Genomic DNA, 22051 nt, shown 5'->3' with positions numbered 1-22051 from the left:
CGGCTCGTGATCGAGCACCCCCTGGGGTCCCCCCGGTGCACCCACCACGGGGCGGCGAATGCCGCCTGTGCGGTGGCCGACGGTCTCCCGGGCAGCGGTGCCCAGTGGCGCTCACGAACCGCGTCGCCCCCCTAGGATACTCATCGTTCAACGAAACCGGAGAAGGAACCCGTGGAGTTCGCCCAGCGTTCCGTCACGGATTCCACCTGACCAGGCGTTGTGCCGCCGCGAAGTAGAACGAGCAATTGCTCACACCGGTCGCGCGGGCCCTCGGCGACCACCTCGACCCTGCCGTCGTCCAGGTTGGTCGCGGCCCCGGCGAGTCCCAGCTCCAGCGCGCGGGCGCGCACCCACCACCGGAAGCCGACCCCCTGCACGCGGCCGCGCACCCAGGCGGTCAGGCGAATGTCACTCATCGGCGATCCCCATTAACGGCCTACTGAAATTTCGCGGTCAGGTTCGTACAAGGCGTTGGTCGCCGCGGGAGCGTGCCGCCGGCGCTACGCGCACTGCGACAGCCGACCTCCTCACCCTCCGCCCCGGATTCTCTTAGAAGCGCGCGGCGGGCGGCACGGGCTGGCACTTCGGGCAGCTGAACGACGAGCGGTTCATGAACACCTCGCGCCGGATCGGCGTGCCGCAGCGCCCGCAGGGCAGGTCGCGCCTGCCGTAGGCGTTGAGCCCGCGCTCGAAGTACCCGCTCTCCCCGTTGACGTTGACGTAGAGGCTGTCGAAGGACGTCCCTCCCTCGGCCAGTGCCTCGCGCATGACCGCGCGCACCGCCTCCAGCAGCCTGGCGGTCTCCGGGGCGCTGATCCTCTCGGTGGGCCGCGCCCAGTGCGTCCGGGAGCGCCACAGCGCCTCGTCGGCGTAGATGTTGCCGACCCCGCTGATCAGCGACTGGTCCAGCAGCGCGCGCTTGACGCCGGTCCGCCTGCGGCGCAGGGCCAGGGCGAAGGCGTCGTCGTCGAAGGCCGGGTCGAGCGGATCGCGGGCGATGTGGGCGATGACGGCGGGCAGGCCGACGCCGGCGTCGTCGGGCACGAGCCGGTCCACCAGCAGGTGGCCGAACGTGCGCTGGTCGACGAAGCGCAGCTCGCGCTCTGCGGCGTCCGGCGGGACGTCCAGTCCGAGGCGCACCCGCAGGTGCCGCTCCGGCTCGTGCCCGGGCGGCTGCAGCAGCAACTGGCCGCTCATGCCCAGGTGCGCCAGCAGCGCGTCGCCGGAGTCCAGGGGCATCCACAGGTACTTGCCCCTGCGGCACACCTCGGTGACGTTCCGGCCGACCAGGCGGTCGGCGAAGTCCGCGGGTCCGGGAAGGTGCCGGCGCACCGACCGCGGGTGCAGGACCGTCACCGCGCCGATGGTGCCGCCGGTGAGCCAGCGCCGCAGTCCGTGCCGGACGACCTCGACCTCGGGAAGCTCGGGCATGGCCGCGCTCAGCCTTCGATACCGGAGCGCTTGGCGTTCGACTGGGCGCGGATGGCCTTCCACGCGGACTCCGCCGCCTGCTGCTCGGCCTCCTTCTTGCTGCGGCCCTCACCGGAGCCGTGGCTCTGGCCGGCCACGCGCACGGTGGCGCGGAACGTCTTCTGGTGGTCGGGGCCGCTCTCGTCGACGTGGTACTCGGGAACGCCGAGCAGTTCGGCGGCGGTGAGCTCCTGCAGCGACGTCTTCCAGTCCAGGCCCGCGCCGAGCCCGGACGCCTTCGCGATCATCGGGTCGAAGAGCCGGTGTACCAGGTCCGAGGCCGTGTCCAGCCCCCGGTCCAGGTAGACCGCGCCGATGATCGCCTCCAGCGTGTCGGCGAGGATCGAGGACTTGTCCCTGCCGCCGGTGCCCTCCTCGCCGCGGCCGAGCCGGATGTAGCGGCCGATGCCCAGCCCGCGGGCCACGTCGGCGAGCGCGCGCATGTTGACCACGGCGGCGCGCAGCTTGGCGAGCTGGCCCTCCGGGAGGTCGGGGTGGTTGCGGAAGAGGGTGTCGGTGACGACCAGTCCGAGCACGGAGTCGCCGAGGAACTCCAGCCGCTCGTTGGTCGGCAGGCCGCCCTTCTCGTAGGCGTAGGAGCGGTGGGTGAGGGCGCGGGTGAGCACCGTGGAATCGAGTTCGACCCCGATCGCCCGGTGGAACTCGCGGGCCTCGGCCGCGGACAGTTGCGTGGCCACTCGACGTTCACATCCCTTTCTGCGCCGCGCGGCGACCAAGGACGCGCTGGCGACCGGCGGCCCGCGGACGCGGGCCCGGGTGGGTACGGCTGCGATGCGGGGCCGACCAGGGACGCTCGAGAGCGAGGTGAGCGCCGCGGAGGAGGTCTCCCCGGCGGCCACCACGGCCTCGGGATGTTCCCGTATCGACACGGTGTGCCCTGCGGATGCCAGGGCCGCGGAGACGACAAAGGGCGGGCCCATCGCCTGAGCCCGCCTTCGTCCGCGTTACGCCGGGTTGACGACCTGGCGGTTGTTGTAGGTGCCGCACGTGGGGCAGGCGACGTGCGGGAGCTTGGGGTCACGGCAGCGCGGGCAGTTGACCAGCGCCGGGCGCGACGCCTTCCACTGGGAACGGCGGGTGCGGGTGTTGCTCCGCGACATCTTCCGCTTCGGGACGGCCACTTCAATCCTCCTGGGTCACCCCCGCGGGCGCGGGAGCCAACTTTTCTCGGGTCAGTCCCCGCGTTCGCGGGAACACCGTGCTCCTGGGGACCGCCCGCCCTCGGGCGGGCCATCCCCGCTCACACCGGGGATGCGGCCCGGTCCGAAGAGCGCGGGCCTTGCGGGTTGCGCCGACCGAGCCCGCCGGTGCAACCCCGTGCTCTGGAGTCGGTCACCACGTGATCCCGTCCGGCCGCGGCCGACGGGCTCACTGGTCGCCTGACTCCTCGCCCAGCTTCCGCAGCGACTCCCACCGGGGGTCGATGCGGTCGCCGTGACCGTGTTCGGGACCGGCGTCCGCCAGTTTCACGCCGCACTCGACGCACAGGCCGGGGCAGTCCTCCCGGCACAGCGGTGAGAGCGGCAGCGCGAGCACGACCGCGTCGCGGACCACCGGTTCGAGGTCGAGCAGGTCGCCCTCAAGATAGTAGTCCTCCTCCTCGGCCTCCGCGTCCACCTCGGCGCCGCCGCCGCGGCCCGCTGCGTCGTCGTCCGAGGGGTACCGGAAGAGCTCCTGGAACTCCACCTCGACCGCGTCGGCCAGCGGGTCGAGGCAGCGCGCGCACTCCCCCTCCAGCCGCGCACGCGCCGTGCCCGTGACGAGCACGCCCTCCATGACCGCTTCGAGCCGGAGGTCCAACTCGATGTCGGAGCCCTCGGGCACGCCGGTCATCCCGACGGCGAGCGCGTCGGGAGCGGGCACGACGCGGCTGTGCGTTCGCATCGAACCTGGCTGGCGGCCCAGTGGTCGGGTGTCGACCACGAAGGGGGCGCGGGGATCTAGACGAGACAGGGTAATCGCGCTTTCAGTGGAACTCGCCCCGCGTGCGCGGGGTGCTGACGGATGCTCGGCCGCTCGGCGACGGCGGCCGCTCGACCGGGCCATGGGCACAATCGAAGTCCGAGTTTAGCGACAGGAGCAGGTCGGCCCCAAATCAGCGGTCGGCTCCGGCCGGGTCGGGGCCGCCCGGATCAGCCGCGGGCCGCGTACTTGGCGCGCAGCCGCTCCTCGACGAAGGGGGTCACCAGGCTGCTGACGTCCCCGCCGTGCTGGGCGACCTCCTTGACCAGGCTGGAGCTGAGGAAGGAGTACTGCGGGTTGGCCGTCATGAACAACGTCTCCACGCCAGAGAGCTGGTAGTTCATCTGGGCGATCTGCAGCTCGTAGTCGAAGTCGCTGACCGAGCGCAGGCTGCGGACGATCGCGGAGACCCCGTTCTCCCGGCAGAAGTCCACCAGCAGGCCGCCGAACTGGGCCACCCGGACGTTGCCGAACTCCCGGGTGGACTCGGCCAGCATCTCCAGCTTCTCCTCGACGCTGAACAGGCCGTGCTTGTTCACGTTGTTGAGGATGGCGGCGATCACCTCGTCGTTCTGCCTGGCGGCGCGGCCGATGATGTCGATGTGGCCATTGGTGACGGGGTCGAAGGACCCTGGGCAGACGACACGGCGCACGGGGACCGCTCCTCTCTGGTGACTTCCAGCGGACGACGAGCCACCTGAGGAGGATTCTGCCGAAACGGTCAGGTCCGATCGTGGAGACTCGCGGCGTGACCGTACCAAAGCGCCGTTTCTCCGTATCGACGGACCCTGGCCGGTTCGTACCCTTCCGGCCATTTCAGGTCGGCGGTTCTACTCGCCCGCTCGATGACGACCAGCGCGTCCCCCGCCAGCCAGCCCCGGTCGCGCAGCGCCTCCAGCACGCCGGCGACCTCGGCGCCGCTCATGGCATAGGGCGGATCGGCGACGACGAGGTCGTAGGGGTCGGCGCCCGGCCCCCTGGCGAGCACCCGCTCCACCCGGTCGGCGGCCAGCACCGCCCCGGGCAGGCCGATGCCGTCGATGTTGCGCCGGATGACGCCCGCCGCGCGCCGGTCGGCCTCGACCAGCAGCACGTGCGCGGCCCCGCGCGACAGCGCCTCCAGGCCGACCGCGCCGGAGCCGGCGTAGAGGTCGAGTGCGCGCAGGCCGGTCAGCGGGCCGAGGTCGGACAGCACGGAGGCGAACAGCGCCTCGCGCGCGCGGTCGCTGGTCGGGCGGGTGGTCCGCCCGTCGGGAACGGCGAGCCTGCGCCCGCCGGCGGCACCGGCGATGATGCGGGTCATGCGCACCACGTTAAGGGAAACCGGGACCGCAGGGAGGTTTGCAACCTCAGCCACAGGGGTTCGCGGTGAACGGGTGGCCCGCCGTGTGGCCGCAGGCCCGTTTTTCGCGGGAGCACCCGGCTCCGCGCGAAGCACACCGTGGGCGTGTACTCCAGACCGAAACCGCGGTATCGGCCCCAGCCCGAGGCGGCGGCTCCGCTTCGCGCACGGGTGCGGCGTTCACCTCAACGGGCCTCCGGCCACACGAGAGAACCTCACCCGCACGAACCCCTCCCGGGGCCGAGGTTGAAGACCCCCAGTGGTCGAGGTTTCTCCAAACCGAGAGGAGCGGCACGCCGTCACGTCTTCTCCAGGTACTCCGCCCGGTCCTCGGTGAGCAGGTCCTCCAGCGCCTCGGCCAGCGGGGGGTGCGAGGCGAGTCCGGGGTCGGCCTCGACGAAGGCGACGGCCTCCTCGCGGGCCTCGCGGATGAGCTCCTCGTCGCGCAGCAGGGTGAGCATCCGCAGGGAGGAGCGGCGGCCGGACTGGGCGTCGCCGAGCACGTCGCCCTCGCGGCGCTGCTCCAGGTCCACCCGTGACAGCTGGAATCCGTCGGTCGTGGCGGCCACCGCCGCGAGCCGCTCGCGCGACGGCGCCCCTTCGACCGCGTCGGTGACCAGCAGGCACAGGCCGGGGAGCCCGCCGCGGCCGATGCGGCCGCGCAACTGGTGCAACTGGGAGACGCCGAAGCGGTCGGCGTCCATGATCGCCATCACCGAGGCGTTGGGCACGTCGACGCCGACCTCGATGACCGTGGTCGCCACCAGGACGTCGACCTCCCCCGCGGCGAAGGCGCGCATGACGGAGTCCTTCTCGTCCGGGACCAGCCGGCCGTGCAGCGCCCGCACCCGCAGCCCCGACAGCGGCCCCTCGGCCAGTTCGGCCGCCACGTCCAGGACCGCCAGCGGAGGGCGGCGGGCGGCGTCCGCGCCCTCCTCGTCCGGACCGGGCGCGGCGCTCCCCTGCTCCTCCCCGTTGTCCTCCCCGCTGCCGCCGATACGCGGGCAGACGACGTAGGCCTGCCGCCCCTGAGCGACCTCCTCGCGGATGCGGTCCCAGGCCCGGGCCAGGAAGTGCGGCTTGTCCTGGGCCGGGACCACGTGGGTGGACACCGGCGCGCGGCCGGCCGGCACCTGGGTCAGCGCCACGACGTCGAGGTCGCCGTAGACGGTCATGGCGACGGTGCGCGGGATCGGGGTGGCGGTCATGACGAGGACGTGCGGACGGCCCTCGACCGCCTTCTCCCGGAGGGCGTCGCGCTGCTCGACGCCGAACCGGTGCTGCTCGTCCACGACCACCAGGCCGAGGTCGGCGAAGGCCACGTGCTCCTGGAGCAGGGCGTGCGTGCCGACCACGATCCCTGCCGCGCCCGATGCGGCGTCGAGCAGCGCCTCGCGGCGGGCCGCGGCCCCCTGGGAGCCGGTGAGCAGCGCCGTCCGGGTGGCGTGCTCGGCGCCGTCGAGCTGGCCGCCGCGGGCGAGCGGGCCGAGCATCGCGCTGATGGAGCGGTGGTGCTGCTGGGCCAGGACCTCGGTCGGCGCGAGCAGCACCGCCTGCCCTCCCGCGTCGACGACCTGGAGCATCGCGCGCAGGGCGACGAGCGTCTTGCCGGCGCCCACGTCGCCCTGGAGCAGCCGGTGCATGGGGTGGGTCGAGGCGAGGTCCGCCGCGATCACCTCGCCGACGTCGCGCTGGCCCTCGGTGAGGGCGAAGGGCAGGGCGGCGTCGAAGGCGTCCAGCAGCGCGCCGGCCGCGCGCGGGCGGGCCCGGGCGGGCAGGGTCGCGGCCTCGAGGCGGCGCCGGGCCAGCGCGACCTGGAGGACGAAGGCCTCGTCCCACTTCAGCCGCTTCCTGGCCTTGCCGATGTCGGTGCCGTCGACGGGCCGGTGCACGAGTTCGTAGGCCTCCCGCAGGCCGACGAGCCGGTGGTCGGAGCGCAACCGCGGCGGCAGGGCGTCGGGGACGTCCCCGAGCTGGTCCAGGACGATGCCGACGCACTGGGCGATCTTCCAGGAGGCGATCTTCTCCGACGCGGGGTAGACCGGGATCAGCTCCTCGGCGAACGCCCGCGCCCGCTCCTGGTCGGCCCCCTCCTCCGCGGGGAACATCTGGTAGTCGGGGTGGGCGAGCTGGCGCTGCCCGCGGTAGGCGGAGACCTTGCCGGCGAAGAGCCCGCGCCGGCCCGGCACCAGCCGGCGCTCGTGCCAGGCCGGCTGGTGGAAGAAGGTCAGGGTGAGCCTGCCCCGGCCGTCGGTGACCACGACCTCCAGCATGCTGCCCCTGCGGTTGCGCATCGTGCGCTTGCTCACTCGCGAGACCTCGGCCATGACGGTGACCTGCTCGCCTTCGACGAGACCGGCGAGATCGGTCAGCTCGCCTCTGGTGGCGTAGCGGCGGGGGTAGTGCCGCATCAGGTCGCCGACCGTGTGCAGGTCCAGCGCCTCGGCCAGCACCTTGGCCGTCTTGTCGCCGAGCGTCCTGTTCAGCGGCTCGTGCAAACTCGTCACTGGACTCCCCCAACACGGCGATGATCCTTTGCGCAGGCCACTGTGGCATCTTACGGATCCGGGCCGGGCTATACTTGGCGGAGCATCGTGTCGGGTACCGTCCGCCATCGGTGGCCCGGTGCCGGATCTCCCGGCTCACCGGAACCTCCTGACGGTCCCGCACCACGGCGGGCACGGGTTGCCGGACTCCTCTCGTTTCGTTGGGGGCGCCGGTTGTCGTGTACGCTTCCACGGTTGGCGCTCCGCGCCGGCCTGCCTGTTCATCAGACCTCTCTCGGGTCGTCCGCGCGTGCGGCAGCACGCCGTCCCGAGCGCTTGAATGGAGTTACCGTGGCTTCCGTCTGCGACGTCTGCGGCAAGGGACCAGGGTTCGGTAACAGTGTTTCCCACTCGCACCGCCGCACCCGCCGCCGCTGGAACCCCAACATCCAGACCGTGCGCACGCGCGTGGGCGGCACGCCCAAGCGCCTGAACGTGTGCACCTCCTGCCTCAAGGCCGGCAAGGTCGACCGCTGACCCGCGCGCGGGTCCGCTGAAGAGGTTCAGGAGCGGAGGCCGATGGGGTTGGCCGCCGCAGTGCGCGTAGCGCCGACGGCACGCGCAAGGCCGCGTTTCGGCCGCACGCCTCGCCCTCGGTCCGGGGCCTGAACCCTCGCTGACTTCCTCATTGAGCGCCGCGACGGCTCTGCCGCCGCGGCGCTCGTCGTGTCCGCCCGGGGCGGTGGGCGGGCCCCTCCGGGATGCGGGCGGGCTCCGCCGGGATCAGGGGCCGCAAAGGGTCACAGCCCGCAGGGGCTGCCGTTGAGCGAGCAGGCGTTCGGCTCCGGTGACGTCCCCTCGGCGGTGAAGTTGACCGTCTTGGACTCCCCCGGAGCGATGGCGCCCTCCCAGTGGGCCGGACGCGCCACGATGCCGTTGTCGGTGGCCTCCCATTCGACGTCCCAGGCCGAGGTCACATCCGCGTCGGCGAAGTCCAGCCTCAGTTCCCAGCCGTCGAGGGGCGTGCTGCCGTTGTTGGTGATCACGACCTGGCCGCCGAAGTCGGTGGCGGACCACTCCGTGGCGCTGTAGGAGATCCGCGGGTCGACGGCTCCGCCGGAGGCCGCCCCGTCAGGCTCGGGCCCCGCCTCCTCGTCCCCGTCATCGCTGCCGGTACGGGCACGCTCGGCGCCGGACTCCTCCCCCGCCGAGGCCGACGCGCTCGGTGCGGCCGAGGGGGATGCGTCCTGGGCCGTCGGCGCGAGCGGGGCACTGTAGCCGGACTCGGGTGCGGGCTCCCGGTGGGCGGGGGACTCGGAGAAACGCAGGTAGATCTGGGTCGTGCTGTAGCCGAACAGGATCAGCCCGACGGTCAGCCCCGAGATGAGCAGGACGCGCAGCAGCCGCGGGGGCCGCACCCGCTTGGGGACGGTGCTGCCCAGCACGTGGCCGACGGTGGCGAAGGCCCCGGCGTCCGCCGGTTCCGCGCGGTGCGCACCGCGCTGGCCGCTCTCGGCGCCGCCGTGCCGCCTCATAAGCCCGCTCCTCCGCTCGCGCTTCGTGAGCCGTCCGTGTCGGCGGCCCTCCCGGCCGTGGCGCCGAGCCGGAGGACCCCCGGCGCTCCCGCCGACCGCTCCTCGCGATCCGGCTCGGCCGGGGGCCGCGACGTGGACCCGGACTTTCGGTCCGCCTCGCACCACGGGGCCGCGACCCGATTCGTCCTTCAATGACGCGGGGCAGAGCTTAGCGTGATTTGACGCGCAAAACCGACATCACCACGCCGTGTGATCGGGCGGTCACGAGGAATTCGGGGCCGGCGGGATTCAGGCGAAATGGTCCCACCCGGCCGCGCTCAGCGGCTCGCCGTCGAGTGCGAGACCGGATCCGGCCGTCACCGAGCCGATCCGGGTCCACCCCTCCGGAACACCGCCGACGGCGGGGAACGTGGCCGCCAGCGCGTGGTCCTCTCCTCCCGCCAGCATGAGGTCGAGCGGGCCGCGGGTCGCGACGCCGAGGCCGGCGAGCCGTTCCACCGCGCGCTCCAGGGCCGGATCCGGCCGCAGCGCCGCGCCGTCCAGTTCGACGGCGACGCCGCTGGCCTCGGCGATGTGGCCGAGATCCTGCACCAGCCCGTCGCTGACGTCGAGCATGGCGGTCGCGCCGAACTCCGCGGCCCGCGGTCCCTCGGCATAGGGCGGGGCCGGCCGCAGGTGGGCGTCCAGGCACGGCCCCGGTTCCACGGCCCCGGCCCGCAGCAGCGCGAACCCGGCCGCGGAGAGGCCGAGGTCCCCGATGACGGCCACGGCGTCACCGGGGCGCGCCCCGTCGCGCCGCACCGGGGCGCGCCCGCCGAGGTCGCCGAGAGCGGTGATCGCGATGGTCACCGCGTCGGCGCGGACCACGTCGCCGCCCACCACGGCCGCGCCCGCGGCCGCGCATTCGGCGCTGAGCCCTTCGGCGAACCCGTCCGCCCATTCCGCGGGCAGGTCCCCCGGGGCGGCGAATCCCAGGAGCAGCGCCGTGGGGCGCGCACCCATGGCCGCGATGTCGGAGAGGTTCTGCGCAGCGGCCTTGTGCCCGACGTCACGCGCGCCGGACCAGTCGCGCCGGAAGTGCCGCCCCTCCACCAGCAGGTCGGTGGTCGCCACCACCCGCCGATCGTCGGCGCGCACGACGGCCGCGTCGTCGCCGGGGCCGAGGATTACGTCGTCCGTTTGGGGGAATCTTGCGGTGACGCGGGCGATCAGCCCGAATTCACCGAGGTCCCCGATGGTGCTCACCACAGCCCTCAGGGTACGGTGACGCTCTCAGTGCAGTGGTCTAGACCCGCGCCTCACCGGCCGGCTGGAACCGGCCGATCCCGGTTCCCGGCGCGCGCGACCCGGCCATGCGCGTGCTCATCAGAACGCAGGAGGGGTGTTTCATGGTGCAGGCCTACATCTTGATCCAGACGGAGGTCGGCCGGGCGGCCGACGTGGTCAGGGAGATCGCCGAGATCGACGGAGTGACCCAGGCGGAGGACGTGACGGGCCCCTACGATGTGATCGTGCGTGCGCAGGCCGAGGACGTCGACGCCCTCGGACGCCTGGTGGTCGCGCGGATCCAGCGGCTGGACGGCATCGCGCGCACGCTGACGTGCCCGATCGTGAACATCTGAGCCGGAAACGGAAACGAAGAGCTGATGCGACGTGCGGCGACGGGTGGAGCGCTGGTCGGGCTGATGCTGCTGGCCGGTTGCAGCAGCGACGTCGAGATGCCGGCCCCCGCCCCGGGGGATCAGGCGGCCGAATCGTGCCGCGCCCTGATGGCGGGGCTGCCCGACTCCCTGTACGGCCAGGAGCGGGTCACGGTACGGCCCGATCCGGAGTTCGCGGCGGCGTGGGGCTCGCCCGCGATCGCGCTGCGCTGCGGCGTGCAGCGCCCGGAGGGCCTCAGGCCGGACTCCCAGTTGACGGTCGTCAACGACGTCGCGTGGCTGCCGCAGCCGACCGACCGGCCGACCCTGTACACGGCGGTGGGACACCAGGCCTACGTCGAGATGACCATCCCGCCCTCCTACTCTCCCCCGGCCGACGCCCTGATCGAGATCAGCGATCTGATCACCGAGAACGTCCCCGCCCTGCCGGCCGGCGAGCTGTAGCGGCCGCCCGGCGGGAGGGATCGGTCACCGGCCCTGCTGCATGCCCTCGGCCTGGATGCCGCCGGCCTCCTCGATCTCCGCGGCGGTCATGCCCACCGCTCCGGAGCACGCCGCTCCCGGCTCGGGGACCTCGGAGCCGCGCTCGTAGAGCCGGAGGAACTTCTCCAGGCGCTCGTCGGTCGGACCGTCCACGGCGACCTGCTTGCTCCAAGCCGAGGCCACGACCGGTTCCGGCATGTCCCCCTCGTAGGGGCTGACGAGGACGTAGCTGCCCGGGGTGTAGAGCGCCTCCAGCTGCTCGACCTGGTCGGAGGGGAGTTCGGGGTCGTAGGTGACCCACACTGCGCCGTGCTCCAGGGAGTGCACCGCGTGCAAGGGCTCCAGGGGCTCGGTGTAGACGCCGCAGTTCTGCCAGGCGGCGTGGTGGTCGCCGCCGGCGGGCGGGCTCTGCTCGTAGTCCACGGGTTCCGTGACGTGGTTGTTGGTGAGGCCCTCGAACTCCTGCAGCCCGTCGATCGTGCGGCGCTGGTACTCCATGTATCCCGCGAAGGCGACGCCGCCGACGACCAGGACGACCGCCGCGGTGACGCCGGTCGTCTTGATGATCTTGCGCCTGCGTTCCTCGCGCAGCCGCTGGGCGCGCATCTCCGCGGCCTTCTGCCGGCGGCGCTCCGCCGAACTCTTCCCCACCTTGTCTCCCACCATGACGGATCGACGGACAACCTGTGCCTATGCTCTGGGGGAGCATAGACCCTCAGAACACATCCACCTAGGAACTCCCCAATGACCAGGATGGTTCCCGTGAGTTACGAAGGCGAAGGCGGCACCGCACCGGCCCGGGAGGCCCCGAGGCGCAGGAGGATCTCCATACCGGTCGCCGCGCTGCTGGTCGTCGCGGCCCTCGTGTGCGGATACCTCGTCGGCCGGCCCGGCCACCCTCTGGAGAGCTCGGCCGACGCCGGGTTCCTGCGCGACATGAGCGCCCACCACGCCCAGGCGGTGGACATGTCGCTGATCATCATGGAGGAGACCGAGGAGCCGACGCTGGATACGGTCGCCTACGACATCACCCGCACCCAGCAGGCCCAGATCGGCCGGATGCAGGGGTGGCTGGCGCTGTGGGGCCTGAGCGCCAGGGGCACCCGACCCCCGATGGCCTGGATGGCCGGGCACGGACACGGCTCCGGCGGCGAGCCCCCCGAGCGGATGCCGGGGCTGGCGACCGAGGAGCAGATGCAGGAGCTGCGCGAGGCCGAGGGCGAGGAGGCCGAGATCCTGTTCCTGAGGCTGATGACCGAGCACCACCTCGGCGGCGTCGACATGGCGGAGGCCGCCGTCGGCCTGGCCGATGAGCCCATCGTGGTGAACTTCGCGAAGGGGATGGTCACCGCCCAGCAGAGCGAGATCGACCTGATGGCGGACATGCTGGAGGAGCGCGGGGCCGACCCCGAAGGCTCCTACTGAGTTCTCCTCGGCGATCTTGGCCTTGCCGGGGTCATCGCAGTGTTTCTAAGCCTCACAAGGTCGACGTGGGTTTCAACCTCGGCCCCGGGACGGAATGGGCGTGCGGGCGGGCCCCTCCTTGGGCTGAGGCTTCACAACCCCCCTGAGGCCGAGGACGGCGGACCCGGTGATCCCCACTTCCACCGCGCGCCGAAACCCCGGTTGCGTCCCGGCGCCCGAGCAGGCGGCGTGGGTGGCGCGGCGCCGGGGCGATCCCTTTTGGGGGCCTTCCACGCGAGAGGATCGCCCAGTCACCGCGGATCCCTCCCGGGGGTGATGTCGAAGACCCCCAGTGGCCGAGGTTGAGACTCAAGGGCAGGATCGGCGCGGAAGTAGGCGCGCCCCGCCGCCCTCCGGTCCGGGCGTGACCCACCCCTCCTTCACCTGGGCACCGATTCCATCGACTTACTACATGGCGTAGAACTACGATGTGTAGTACTACTTGTGGTCGAAGCGTTGGCGCTGGAGAGGCGGGCATGGACGCACTGGACCTCGCACGGTGGCAGTTCGGGATCACCACCGTGTACCACTTCCTATTCGTGCCGTTGACGATCGGCCTGTCGGTCATCGTGGCCTGCCTGCAGACGGCCTGGCACCGGACCGGCAGGCACGAGTACCTCCAGGCCACGAAGTTCTTCGGCAAGCTCTTCCTGATCAACTTCGCGATGGGCGTCGTCACCGGCATCGTGCAGGAGTTCCAGTTCGGCATGAACTGGAGCGAGTACTCGCGCTTCGTCGGCGACGTGTTCGGCGCGCCGCTGGCCCTGGAGGCCCTGCTGGCGTTCTTCCTGGAGGCGACGTTCATCGGGCTGTGGATCTTCGGCTGGGACAAGCTGCCCAGGGGGATCCACCTGGCCTGCATCTGGGCCGCGGCCATCGGCAGCAACCTCTCGGCGTACTTCATCCTGGCCGCCAACGCCTGGATGCGGCACCCCGTCGGCTACGAGGTGAACCCCGAGACCGGCCGGGCCCAACTCAGCGACATCGGCGCCGTCCTGAGCAACCCGCAGGCATGGTCGACCTACCTGCACGTGGTCAGCGCGTCGTTCATCGTCGCAGGGCTGTTCGTGGTGGCGGTGAGCGCCTTCAAGCTGCTGCGGTCCCGCTTCCACGGCGACGGCGGCACACCGGGCGAGGTTCCGCACGCCGACGAGCGGGAGCTGTTCCGCAAGACGATGCGGGTCGGCATGATCGTCACCCTGATCGCCGGCGTGCTGGTCGTCTTCTCGGGCGACCACCAGGCCAAGCTCGCAGCCGAGCACGAGCCGATGAAGCTCGCCGGGGCCGAGGCGCTGTGGAACACCGAGGACGCCGCGCACTTCTCGATGTTCGCGGTGGGCGACACCGACGCCCGCACCAACGTCGTCGACCTCGACATCCCCTACGTGCTGAGCTTCCTGGCGACCGGGGAGTTCGGCGGCACCGTCGAGGGCGTCAACGACCTCCAGGAGCAGTACGAGGCCTACTACGGCCCCGGTGACTACACGCCCAACATCTTCATCCTGTACTGGTCGTTCCGGCTGATGATGGGGCTGGGCATGGCCGGTGTCGCCGTGTCGGCCCTGGGTCTGTGGCTGACGCGCGGGAAGCGGCTGCCCGAGAGCCGGTGGTTCTACCGCGCCGCGATCCTGGCGCTGCCGGCGGCGCTGGCCGCCAACATCTTCGGCTGGCTCCTCACCGAGATGGGCCGCCAGCCCTGGACCGTGCACGGCGTGCTGATGACCGCCGACAGCGTCTCACCGGGCGTGAGCCTGGCCGAGGTGGCCCTCTCCCTCACGGTCTTCACCGCCGTCTACGGCGTGCTGGCGGTCGTCGAAGCCGGGCTGCTGTGGCGCTACGTCAAGGCCGGGCCGTCGCACCTGGTCCCGCCGAAGGACGAGGACGCGCCCGATGACAGCGACGCCCCCGTCCCCGCGTTCGTCTACTAGGAGCGGCGATCATGGATCTCGTCACCGTCTGGTTCATCGCCATCGCGGTCCTCTGGATCGGCTACTTCGTCCTGGAGGGGTTCGACTTCGGGGTCGGCACGTTACTTCCGGTCCTGAGCAGGGACGACACCGACCGCAGGGTCATGATCAATTCGATCGGGCCGGTCTGGGACGGCAACGAGGTGTGGCTGATCACCGCCGTCGGCGCGATGTTCGCCGCCTTCCCCGCCTGGTACGCGTCGCTGCTGAGCGGCTTCTACCTGCCGCTGCTGGTGATCCTGCTCGCCCTGATCGCGCGCGGCGTGGCCTTCGAGTACCGGGCCAAGGTCGACACCGACCGGTGGCGGGCCGCCTGGGACCTGGCGATCTTCTGGGGCAGCACGCTGCCGGCGCTGCTGTGGGGCGTCGTGTTCGCCAACGTCGTGCGCGGCGTGGCCATGGGCCCCGACCAGGTCGTCACCGCGGGCCTGGCCGACCTGCTCAACCCCTATGCCCTGCTCGGCGGGCTCACCACGCTGTCGCTGTTCACCCTGCACGGCGCGGTGTTCCTCGGCCTCAAGACCGACGGCGAGGTGCGGGCGCGCGCCCGCCGGGCCGTTCCGGCGATCGCCCTCGTCGCGGCGCCGGCCGCGTCGACGTTCCTGGGCTGGACCCAACTCGCCCATGGCAACGCGTGGACGCTGCCGCTGGTCGCCGTCGCCGCAGCGGCGCTGGTCCTCGGCGTGGTCCTGGCCGTGCGGGGACGCGAGGGCTGGTCGTTCACCGCGACGGCGGTGACGGTCTGCGCGACCACGGTGGTAATGTTCGGGGCGCTGTTCCCCGACGTCCTGCCCTCCACGACCGATCCGGCCTTCAGCCTGACGGTCCACAACGCCGCCTCGGCCGAGTACACGCTTACGGTGGTGTCGTGGGTCGCGGCGGTGTTTCTGCCCGTGGTGATCGGCTACCAGGCGTGGAGCTACTGGGTGTTCCGCAAGCGGGTCACCCGGGCCCACATCGAGCCGGCGGCCGCGCTCGGCGTCCCCGCGGCCCGATCCGGCGCGGCCGAAGCCGAGCAGTAAGCAGTAGAGGACGTGAATCCGTGAAGCCCCTCGACCCGAGACTGGTGCGCACCACGCGGGCGGTACGGGTGCACCTGGCGGTGACCGCGGTCTGCGGCGCGGCCGTGACCTGCCTGGTGCTCGCCCAGGCGTGGCTGCTGGCCCACACCATCGCCGGGGCCGGTACGGGCGCGGGGCTCGATGAGCTCTCCTGGGCGATCGCGGCCGTGGCCGGGGTCGCGGTCGCCCGGGCGGCGCTGTCCTACGGCGCCGAGACGGCCGCCCTGCGGTCGGCGGCGCACGCGAAGTCCCAGCTTCGCCGCAGGCTGGTCGCGCACGTGACGGGCGGGGAGCAGGGAGCGGTCTGGCTGTCCGGGCAGGGCGCCCCCGGCGCCCCCGAGTTCGGCGACAAGCAGGAGGCGGACACTCCCCGCGCCGGTGAGCTGGTCACGCTCGCCACTCGCGGCCTTGATGCGCTGGACGACTACTTCGCCCGGTATCTCCCGCAACTGGTGCTGGCGGTGCTCGTCCCCGTGGCCGTCCTCGTCGTCGTCGCCGGGGCCGACTGGATCTCGGCCCTCGTCATCGCGGTGACGCTGCCGCTGATCCCGGTCTTCATGGCCCTGGTCGGCTGGCACACCCAGGCACGCACGCAGCGGCGGTGGCTGCTGCTGAACCGCCTGGGCGGGCACTTCCTCGACGTCGTCGAAGGACTGCCCACGCTCGCGATCTTCCGCAGGGCCAAGGCGCAGGCGGCGATCATCCGGCGCATCACCGACGAGCACCGGCGCGCCACCATGTCGACGCTGCGGGTGGCGTTCCTCTCGGCGTTCGTGCTGGAACTGCTGTCCACGCTCGCGGTCGCGCTGGTCGCGGTGGAGATCGGGCTGCGGCTGATGTACGGGCGGCTGGACTTCGAGACCGCGCTGCTGGTGCTGATCCTCGCCCCCGAGGCCTACCTGCCGCTGCGCGAGGTCGGCGCGCGGTTCCACGCGAGCATGGAGGGGGTGGCGGCGGCGGAGCAGACCTTCGACACACTGGACCGGGGTCCGTCCGCGCGGCGGGAGCCCGCTGCGGAGCCGGGCGGCGCGGCCGTGCCGCTGCTGCCGTGCGGCGACGGCCGGCCCGCACCGCGGGTGCGCCTGGACAAGGTCGGCCTCACCTACCCCGGGCGGGAGACGCCCGCGCTGCGCGATGTGGACCTGACCGTCGAACCCGGGCGCACCATCCTGCTGACCGGACCGAGCGGCTCGGGCAAAAGCTCGCTGCTGTCGCTGCTGCTGCGGTTCGCCGAACCGACGTCGGGGACGATCTGGGTCGAGCGGCCGAGCCCGCGGACGGGCGGAGCCGGCGGCGGCCCCGGCGATCCGGGCCGGGTCCGGCTGGAGCAGGTGCCCGCCGACGCCTGGCGCCGGATGATCGCCTGGGTGCCGCAGCACCCCTACCTCTTCGACGACACGGTCATCGGCAACATCCGGCTGGGTGCGCCGGAGGCGAGCGTCGCCGAGGTCCGGCGCGCCGCCGAGCTCGCCGAGGCCCACGACTTCATCTGCGCGCTGCCCGAGGGCTACGGCACCCGGCTGGGCGAGCGCAGCACCCGGCTGTCGGCCGGGCAGCGCCAGCGCATCGCCCTGGCCAGGGCGTTCCTGCGCGACGCACCGATCGTGCTGCTGGACGAGCCGACCGCCCACCTCGATCCGGACAACGCCGCCGCCGTGCGCACCGCCGTCACCAGGCTGCTTCAGGACCGGACGGGCGTCATCGTCGCGCACGACACCGGATGGTCCGACACCGTGGACGACACCGTGCGCGTCCGGGGCGGCCGCATCGGCGAGATCAGCGAAGGAGCCCCGTCGTGAGCGCGCGCGAACCGCTGTGGCGGATGATCGCACTGGCCCGGCCGCGCGGGACGAGGTTCGCGCTCGGAGTGCTGCTGGGCGCGGTGGCGACCGGCTCGGGCGTCGCCCTGCTGGGCGTGGCCGCCTGGCTGATCGCCACGGCCGCGCAGCACCCGCCCATCACCGCGCTGAGCGTCGCCGTGGTCGCCACGCGGGCGCTCGGCGTCACCAGGGGCGTGGCTCGCTACCTGGAGCGGCTGGTCACCCACGACGCCGCGTTCCGCACGCTCGCCGACGTACGGGTCCGGGTCTACGAACGGCTCGCCCGCACCGAGCCGATCCGCCGCTTCCGTTCGGGCGACCTGGTGTCGCGCCTGGTCAGCGACACCGACGCGACGCAGGACCTGCTCATCCGGGGGCTCACCCCGCCGCTGGTCGCCGTCGTCACCGGTGCCGCGACGGTCGCTGTGTGCACGGCCCTGCTGGTTCCCGGCGGGCTGCTGCTGGCCGCCGGGCTGCTGCTGGCCGGCCTGGCCGTGCCGCTGTGCGCGGCCGCTCTGGGCAAGGGGCCGGGCCGGCGCCAGGCCGCCGCCCGCGGGGAGCTGTCCACCTCGCTGGTCGACGCCCTTCACGGCGCACCCGACCTGATCGCCTACGGCGCCATGGATCAGGCCGTTCGGCGGGTCGAGAGGGCTGACGGGGAGCTCACCCGGGTCGCGCGCCGCGACGCCGCGCTGCTCGGCTTCGGCGCCGGAGCGACCACGCTGATCACCGGCCTGACCGTGTGGGGGACGCTGCTGCTGGGGGTCGCCGCCGTCGAGGACGCGACGCTGGGCGCGGTCCCGTTCGCGGTGCTGGTGCTGACCGCGCTCGCAGCGTTCGAGATCGTCGCCCCGCTGCCCGCGGTCGCCGCACGCCTGGGCGCGGTGCGGGCGAGCGGGGAGCGGCTGTTCGACGTGCTGGACCAGCCGAGCGCGCTGGCGAAGGAGCCGGAGACGCCCGGCGAGCCGCTCAGGGACGAGACCGCGCTGCGCGTGCGCGGTCTGCGGGTGCGCTACGGCCCCGACGAGCCGTGGGCCCTGGACGGCGTGGACATCGATGTGCCGCCGGGGCGCAAGGTGGCGGTGCTCGGCCCCAGCGGAGCGGGCAAGAGCACGCTCGCGGCGGTGCTGCTGCGGTTCCGCGACCCCGACTCGGGGACGGTCGAACTGGGCGGCGCCGACATCACCGACCGCCCGGCCGATGAGGTGCGGCGGATCGTCACCGGTGTGCCGCAGGACCCGCACGTCTTCGCCAGCACGCTGCGGGAGAACCTGCGCCTGGCCCGGCCGGAGGCCGACGGGACGGAACTGTGGGAGGCGCTGCGGCGGGCCCGGCTGGCCGAGGACGTCGAGGCGATGCCGCACGGGCTGGACACCGAGGTCGGCTCGCACGGCGCCCGGTTGAGCGGCGGCATGCGCCAGCGCCTGGCGCTGGCCCGGGCGCTGCTGGCGGCGCCGCGCGTCCTCGTGCTCGACGAGCCGACGGCCCACCTGGACCCCGACACCCGCGACGCGGTCGTCGCCGACCTGCTCGCGGCGGCCGAGGGGTACTCGACGCTGTTCATCACCCACGACCTCACCGGCATGGACCGGATGGACGAGATCTACGTGGTCGCCGACGGCAGGGTCCTCCAGCACGGCGGGCACGAGGAGCTGCTGGCGCGGGACGGCTGGTACCGCGAGGCCCACACCCGCAACGGCCCCGCGGCCCCGTCCGCGTCCGGCGCACGGTAGCCGGAAGATCCTGGAAGCTCACCTCAGGGGGTTTTGAAGGCCCGTCCAGGAGGGGGAGGTCTCCCTCACCCGAAGGGGTCTGTCACCTCAGCCCCAGGAGGAGGCTCGTACGGGTGCGGTTCTCTTGCGTGGCCGAAGGCCCATTGAGGTGGACCGCGCACCCGTGCGCGAAGCAGACCCGCCGCCTCGGGTACGGAGCGACACCATGGTTCCGGCCTGAACCGCACAGTGACCGGTGTACTTCGCGCGGAGCCGGGCACCCGAGGAAACGGGCCTCCGGCCACACGACGGGCCGCCCGTTCACCGCGAACCCCTATGGCCGAGGTTCAGAACCCCAGTGGCCGGGGCTGCGAACCTCCCTGCGGCCGGAGGAGGGAGCGCGAAATCCCCGACCGTTATAGGACCGGTTCGCGCACCGGATAGGGTCACGTCGTGACCAATCCCCTTCGAGAGATCTTCACCGGCATCGGCGTGCTGCTGCGCGGATTCGGCATGATCCTGCGCAGGCCCAGACTGTTCGTCCTCGGTGCGATCCCGCCCCTGTTCACCTCGATACTGTTCCTGGTCGCGCTCGTGGCACTGATCATGAGCGTCGACGACCTGGTCGCCTGGATGACGCCGTTCGCCGACGGCTGGGACGAGGTCTGGCGCACCACCGTGCGGATCGCGCTCGGGATCGCGCTGGTCGCCGGGACGGTCCTCGTCATGGTCATCGGGTTCAGCACGATCACGCTGGCCCTGGGTTTCCCCCTCTACGACAAGATCGCCGAGGAGGTCGAGCACGAACTCGGCGACGCGCCCGCGGAGGTCGACGAGCCGATCATGGGGTCGGTCGCCCGGTCCCTGCGGCAGTCGGTGGTCCTCATCGTCATCTCGATCGCGGTGGCGATCCCGCTGTTCGCCGCCGGATTCGTCCCCGTGGTGGGGCAGACGGTGGTGCCGGTGGTCTCGGCGCTGTTCGGCGGCTGGATGCTCTGCGTCGAACTGATCGGCGCCGCGTTCGACCGCCGCGGCCTGCGCCGGCTGGGCGACCGGCGGCGCGCCATGCAGCGGTACCGGCTGCGGGCGCTCGGGTTCTCGGTGCCGGCGTTCCTGCTGCTGTCGATCCCGTTCGTGGCCATCGTGGTCTTCCCCGCCGCGACGGCGGGCGGCACGATCCTGGCCCGGCAGCTGCTCCCTCCCGCTCCCCCGCCTTCTCCCGGCTTCCCTCCGCCCGGACCGGGACGGTCCACGCCGCACCCGCCGCAGGCGCCTCCCGGTCGGCCGACGGGATGATCACATAGCTTTGTACCCGGGGAAACGGTGACGGAGGTCGGTGGCGCAATGGCCGAGCCGACGGGCGAGCGGGACCGCGACGCGCAGGCCGCGGCATCGGCGGCCGGCTCCGGCACGAGTGAGCGCCCGGAGCTGTTCGGAGCCATCGAGACCGGTGGCCGCCGGACGAGCGTGGGGCTCATCCGGCTGGTGCACGCCATGGCGGGCAGGTTCGGAATGAACCCGACCGACATGCAGTGTTGGTCGCTGCTCCAGATCAGCGGCCCCATGACCCCCGGCCGGCTGGCCCGGCTCACCGGTCTGACCTCGGGCGCGATCACCGCGGTCATCGACCGCCTGGAGCGCGACGGCTACGTGCGCAGGGAGCGCCACCCCGAGGACCGCCGCAAGGTCATGGTCGCGGTGCGCCCTCGGGAGGACTCCGACATCTCCCGCTCCTTCCTCGGACTGCGAGAGGCGATGATCGACCTGCACGAGGGGTACTCCGACGACGAGCTGCGGCTGATCACGCGCTGGCTCGACGGCGTCAACGAGGTGCTGGAGCGGCTCGCCGAGCAGAACCGGCGGACCAGATGAGCGCCCCGGCTCAGCGCAGCCCCGTGCCGCGCCGCAGCGCGGTCTGGATCAGGCGGTCCACCAGGGCGGCGTAGTCCAGGCCGGTCGCGGCCCACATCTGCGGGAACGCCGAGGCCGGGGTGAAGCCGGGCAGGGTGTTGATCTCGTTGACGTAGACCTCGCCGTCGTCGCCGTAGAAGAAGTCGACCCTGGCCAGGCCCTCGCATCCCATGGCCTCGAAGGTCTCGGCGGCCAGCAGCCGGATCCGCTCGGTGACGTCGGTGGGCAGGTCGGCCGGGATGGTGAGGCTGCTGCTGGACAGGTACTTGGCCTCGAAGTCGTAGAAGTCGAACCCCTCGGCGACGTGGATCTCCGCCGGAAGCGAGACGTCGGGGGCCCCGCCGTCCAGCGACTCCAGCACGCCGCATTCGACCTCGCGGCCGCTGATGCCGGCCTCGACGATGACCTTCGGGTCGTGCTCGCGCGCCGCCTCGATCGCGGCGGTCACGGCGTCGGTGTCGGCCGCGTCGCGCACCTTGGTGATGCCGATGCTGGACCCGGCGCGAGCGGGCTTGACGAAGACGGCGCCGCCGAGTTCGGCGACGTCGTCGAGGATCCGCTTGCGCTCCCGCTGCCAGGCACGGTCACCGACCGCGACGTAGCGGCCGGTCTTCAGTCCCTGGCCGGCGAGCAGCGCCTTCATGAAGACCTTGTCCATCGACGCGGCGCTGGCGAAGACCCCCGCGCCGGCGTAGCGGGCGCCCATCATCTCGAACAGGCCCTGAATGGTGCCGTCCTCACCGAACGGGCCGTGCAGCAGCGGCAGGACGACGTCGACCCGGCCGAGCGCCTGCGGCGCCGCGCCCGGGTGGACCTCCAGGAAGGTGGAGTCGGTGTCGAAGGGCAGCGCGAGCGCCGAACCGGCCTCCTCCACCGCCGGCAGCCGGCCGTCGGTGATGGCGAGGCGCTCCGGCTCCGCCGAGGTCAGCATCCAGTTGCCAGCGCGGGTGATGCCGATGGGCACGATCTCGTAGCGGTCGGTGTCGATCACCGACAGCACGCTGCCCGCGGTGACGCAGGAGATCTCGTGCTCGGAGCTGCGCCCGCCGAATACGACGGCGACCCGTGTCTTCTGCTGCTCGGCCATGGTGCCTGACCCTATATCCCCATGGCGGGGAACCGGAAACAGGCGACGCCGACCCAAACCCGGTTGATC

Annotated in this window: 22 protein-coding genes; 10 read left to right on the top strand and 12 right to left on the bottom strand. The window is 72.4% G+C overall.

Translation table 11 applies throughout. From position 1 onward, the window contains the following. Positions 1-140: 140 nt before the first annotated feature. The 8 genes from HDA32_RS05060 to recG all read right to left on the bottom strand — a co-directional run bounded on the left by HDA32_RS05060 (position 141) and on the right by recG (position 7302). Positions 141-416: an acylphosphatase gene (locus HDA32_RS05060; protein WP_179642083.1), complete on the bottom strand. Its 276-nt coding sequence runs from the start codon at positions 414-416 to the stop codon at positions 141-143. A 133-nt stretch (positions 417-549) separates the two neighbouring features. After that, positions 550-1431 carry a bifunctional DNA-formamidopyrimidine glycosylase/DNA-(apurinic or apyrimidinic site) lyase gene (gene mutM, locus HDA32_RS05055; protein ID WP_179642082.1) on the bottom strand — a complete coding sequence of 294 codons (882 nt, stop codon included), beginning with the start codon at positions 1429-1431 and terminating at the stop codon, positions 550-552. Between the two features lie 8 nt (positions 1432-1439). Beyond that, complete coding sequence (rnc, locus tag HDA32_RS05050; RefSeq protein ID WP_179642081.1) at positions 1440-2168, bottom strand: ribonuclease III; 729 nt, start codon at positions 2166-2168, stop codon at positions 1440-1442. A 267-nt stretch (positions 2169-2435) separates the two neighbouring features. Beyond that, the gene (gene rpmF / locus HDA32_RS05045) at positions 2436-2612 is read right to left on the bottom strand and encodes a 50S ribosomal protein L32 (protein WP_179642080.1); all 177 of its coding nucleotides are present in this window, start codon (positions 2610-2612) and stop codon (positions 2436-2438) included. Between the two features lie 247 nt (positions 2613-2859). Next, entirely contained in the window at positions 2860-3450 is a 591-nt protein-coding gene (locus HDA32_RS05040) for a YceD family protein (protein ID WP_312863402.1), read from the bottom strand. 173 nt (positions 3451-3623) lie between these two features. Next, positions 3624-4106 carry a pantetheine-phosphate adenylyltransferase gene (gene coaD, locus HDA32_RS05035; RefSeq protein ID WP_179642078.1) on the bottom strand — a complete coding sequence of 161 codons (483 nt, stop codon included), beginning with the start codon at positions 4104-4106 and terminating at the stop codon, positions 3624-3626. 68 nt (positions 4107-4174) lie between these two features. Further along, on the bottom strand, positions 4175-4756 hold the full coding sequence (rsmD, locus tag HDA32_RS05030; RefSeq protein ID WP_179642077.1) for a 16S rRNA (guanine(966)-N(2))-methyltransferase RsmD: 582 nt from the start codon (positions 4754-4756) through the stop codon (positions 4175-4177). Positions 4757-5094: 338 nt separating this feature from the next. Beyond that, a complete protein-coding gene (recG, locus tag HDA32_RS05025) occupies positions 5095-7302 on the bottom strand; it encodes an ATP-dependent DNA helicase RecG (protein WP_179642076.1) in 2208 nt (735 codons plus the stop codon). 330 nt (positions 7303-7632) lie between these two features. Here recG and rpmB point away from each other — a divergent pair, with 330 nt between their 5' ends. Continuing rightward, the gene (gene rpmB / locus HDA32_RS05020) at positions 7633-7818 is read left to right on the top strand and encodes a 50S ribosomal protein L28 (RefSeq protein WP_179642075.1); all 186 of its coding nucleotides are present in this window, start codon (positions 7633-7635) and stop codon (positions 7816-7818) included. A 263-nt stretch (positions 7819-8081) separates the two neighbouring features. Here the strand turns inward: rpmB and HDA32_RS05015 are convergent, their stop codons facing one another. Next, entirely contained in the window at positions 8082-8816 is a 735-nt protein-coding gene (locus tag HDA32_RS05015; protein ID WP_179642074.1) for a cellulose binding domain-containing protein, read from the bottom strand. A 288-nt stretch (positions 8817-9104) separates the two neighbouring features. Then, positions 9105-10064 carry a thiamine-phosphate kinase gene (locus HDA32_RS05010; protein WP_179642073.1) on the bottom strand — a complete coding sequence of 320 codons (960 nt, stop codon included), beginning with the start codon at positions 10062-10064 and terminating at the stop codon, positions 9105-9107. Between the two features lie 140 nt (positions 10065-10204). Between HDA32_RS05010 and HDA32_RS05005 the strand changes: the two genes are divergently transcribed. After that, the gene (locus HDA32_RS05005) at positions 10205-10438 is read left to right on the top strand and encodes an Lrp/AsnC family transcriptional regulator (RefSeq protein ID WP_179642072.1); all 234 of its coding nucleotides are present in this window, start codon (positions 10205-10207) and stop codon (positions 10436-10438) included. Between the two features lie 24 nt (positions 10439-10462). After that, entirely contained in the window at positions 10463-10921 is a 459-nt protein-coding gene (locus HDA32_RS05000; RefSeq protein WP_179642071.1) for a DUF3515 domain-containing protein, read from the top strand. A 24-nt stretch (positions 10922-10945) separates the two neighbouring features. Here HDA32_RS05000 and HDA32_RS04995 read toward each other — a convergent pair whose 3' ends face one another. Then, complete coding sequence (locus HDA32_RS04995; RefSeq protein ID WP_179642070.1) at positions 10946-11611, bottom strand: thioredoxin-like domain-containing protein; 666 nt, start codon at positions 11609-11611, stop codon at positions 10946-10948. A gap of 102 nt (positions 11612-11713) precedes the next feature. Between HDA32_RS04995 and HDA32_RS04990 the strand changes: the two genes are divergently transcribed. The 7 genes from HDA32_RS04990 to HDA32_RS31315 all read left to right on the top strand — a co-directional run bounded on the left by HDA32_RS04990 (position 11714) and on the right by HDA32_RS31315 (position 20856). Further along, the gene (locus tag HDA32_RS04990) at positions 11714-12385 is read left to right on the top strand and encodes a DUF305 domain-containing protein (RefSeq protein ID WP_376767014.1); all 672 of its coding nucleotides are present in this window, start codon (positions 11714-11716) and stop codon (positions 12383-12385) included. A gap of 515 nt (positions 12386-12900) precedes the next feature. Next, positions 12901-14352: a cytochrome ubiquinol oxidase subunit I gene (locus HDA32_RS04985; protein WP_179642068.1), complete on the top strand. Its 1452-nt coding sequence runs from the start codon at positions 12901-12903 to the stop codon at positions 14350-14352. An 11-nt stretch (positions 14353-14363) separates the two neighbouring features. Then, entirely contained in the window at positions 14364-15413 is a 1050-nt protein-coding gene (cydB, locus tag HDA32_RS04980) for a cytochrome d ubiquinol oxidase subunit II (protein ID WP_179642067.1), read from the top strand. Between the two features lie 20 nt (positions 15414-15433). After that, complete coding sequence (cydD, locus tag HDA32_RS04975) at positions 15434-17251, top strand: thiol reductant ABC exporter subunit CydD (protein ID WP_179642066.1); 1818 nt, start codon at positions 15434-15436, stop codon at positions 17249-17251. A gap of 23 nt (positions 17252-17274) precedes the next feature. Then, positions 17275-19005, top strand: coding sequence for a thiol reductant ABC exporter subunit CydC (cydC, locus tag HDA32_RS04970; RefSeq protein WP_246334683.1), 1731 nt, complete (start codon positions 17275-17277; stop codon positions 19003-19005). A gap of 432 nt (positions 19006-19437) precedes the next feature. After that, entirely contained in the window at positions 19438-20280 is an 843-nt protein-coding gene (locus HDA32_RS04965; protein ID WP_179642064.1) for an EI24 domain-containing protein, read from the top strand. A 48-nt stretch (positions 20281-20328) separates the two neighbouring features. Next, positions 20329-20856: a MarR family winged helix-turn-helix transcriptional regulator gene (locus HDA32_RS31315; protein WP_179642063.1), complete on the top strand. Its 528-nt coding sequence runs from the start codon at positions 20329-20331 to the stop codon at positions 20854-20856. Positions 20857-20866: 10 nt separating this feature from the next. Here HDA32_RS31315 and HDA32_RS04955 read toward each other — a convergent pair whose 3' ends face one another. Further along, on the bottom strand, positions 20867-21982 hold the full coding sequence (locus HDA32_RS04955) for a D-alanine--D-alanine ligase family protein (RefSeq protein ID WP_179642062.1): 1116 nt from the start codon (positions 21980-21982) through the stop codon (positions 20867-20869). Positions 21983-22051: the final 69 nt, after the last annotated feature.

Origin of the sequence: Spinactinospora alkalitolerans, from assembly GCF_013408795.1 — a bacterium.
Lineage (GTDB): Bacteria > Actinomycetota > Actinomycetes > Streptosporangiales > Streptosporangiaceae > Spinactinospora > Spinactinospora alkalitolerans.
This window is presented reverse-complemented; position numbering and strand designations above follow the sequence as displayed.

Bases quoted from the DNA above. Each gene is read 5' to 3' on its own strand.
- HDA32_RS05005 (WP_179642072.1), top strand. From the start codon at position 10,205: ATGGTGCAGGCCTACATCTTGATCCAGACGGAGGTCGGCCGGGCGGCC.
- HDA32_RS05060 (WP_179642083.1), bottom strand. From the start codon at position 416: ATGAGTGACATTCGCCTGACCGCCTGGGTGCGCGGCCGCGTGCAGGGG.
- HDA32_RS04985 (WP_179642068.1), top strand. From the start codon at position 12,901: ATGGACGCACTGGACCTCGCACGGTGGCAGTTCGGGATCACCACCGTG.
- cydB (WP_179642067.1), top strand. From the start codon at position 14,364: ATGGATCTCGTCACCGTCTGGTTCATCGCCATCGCGGTCCTCTGGATC.
- mutM (WP_179642082.1), bottom strand. From the start codon at position 1,431: ATGCCCGAGCTTCCCGAGGTCGAGGTCGTCCGGCACGGACTGCGGCGC.
- HDA32_RS05015 (WP_179642074.1), bottom strand. From the start codon at position 8,816: ATGAGGCGGCACGGCGGCGCCGAGAGCGGCCAGCGCGGTGCGCACCGC.
- HDA32_RS04955 (WP_179642062.1), bottom strand. From the start codon at position 21,982: ATGGCCGAGCAGCAGAAGACACGGGTCGCCGTCGTATTCGGCGGGCGC.
- HDA32_RS04990 (WP_376767014.1), top strand. From the start codon at position 11,714: ATGGTTCCCGTGAGTTACGAAGGCGAAGGCGGCACCGCACCGGCCCGG.
- rsmD (WP_179642077.1), bottom strand. From the start codon at position 4,756: ATGACCCGCATCATCGCCGGTGCCGCCGGCGGGCGCAGGCTCGCCGTT.
- HDA32_RS31315 (WP_179642063.1), top strand. From the start codon at position 20,329: ATGGCCGAGCCGACGGGCGAGCGGGACCGCGACGCGCAGGCCGCGGCA.
- HDA32_RS05000 (WP_179642071.1), top strand. From the start codon at position 10,463: ATGCGACGTGCGGCGACGGGTGGAGCGCTGGTCGGGCTGATGCTGCTG.
- cydC (WP_246334683.1), top strand. From the start codon at position 17,275: ATGATCGCACTGGCCCGGCCGCGCGGGACGAGGTTCGCGCTCGGAGTG.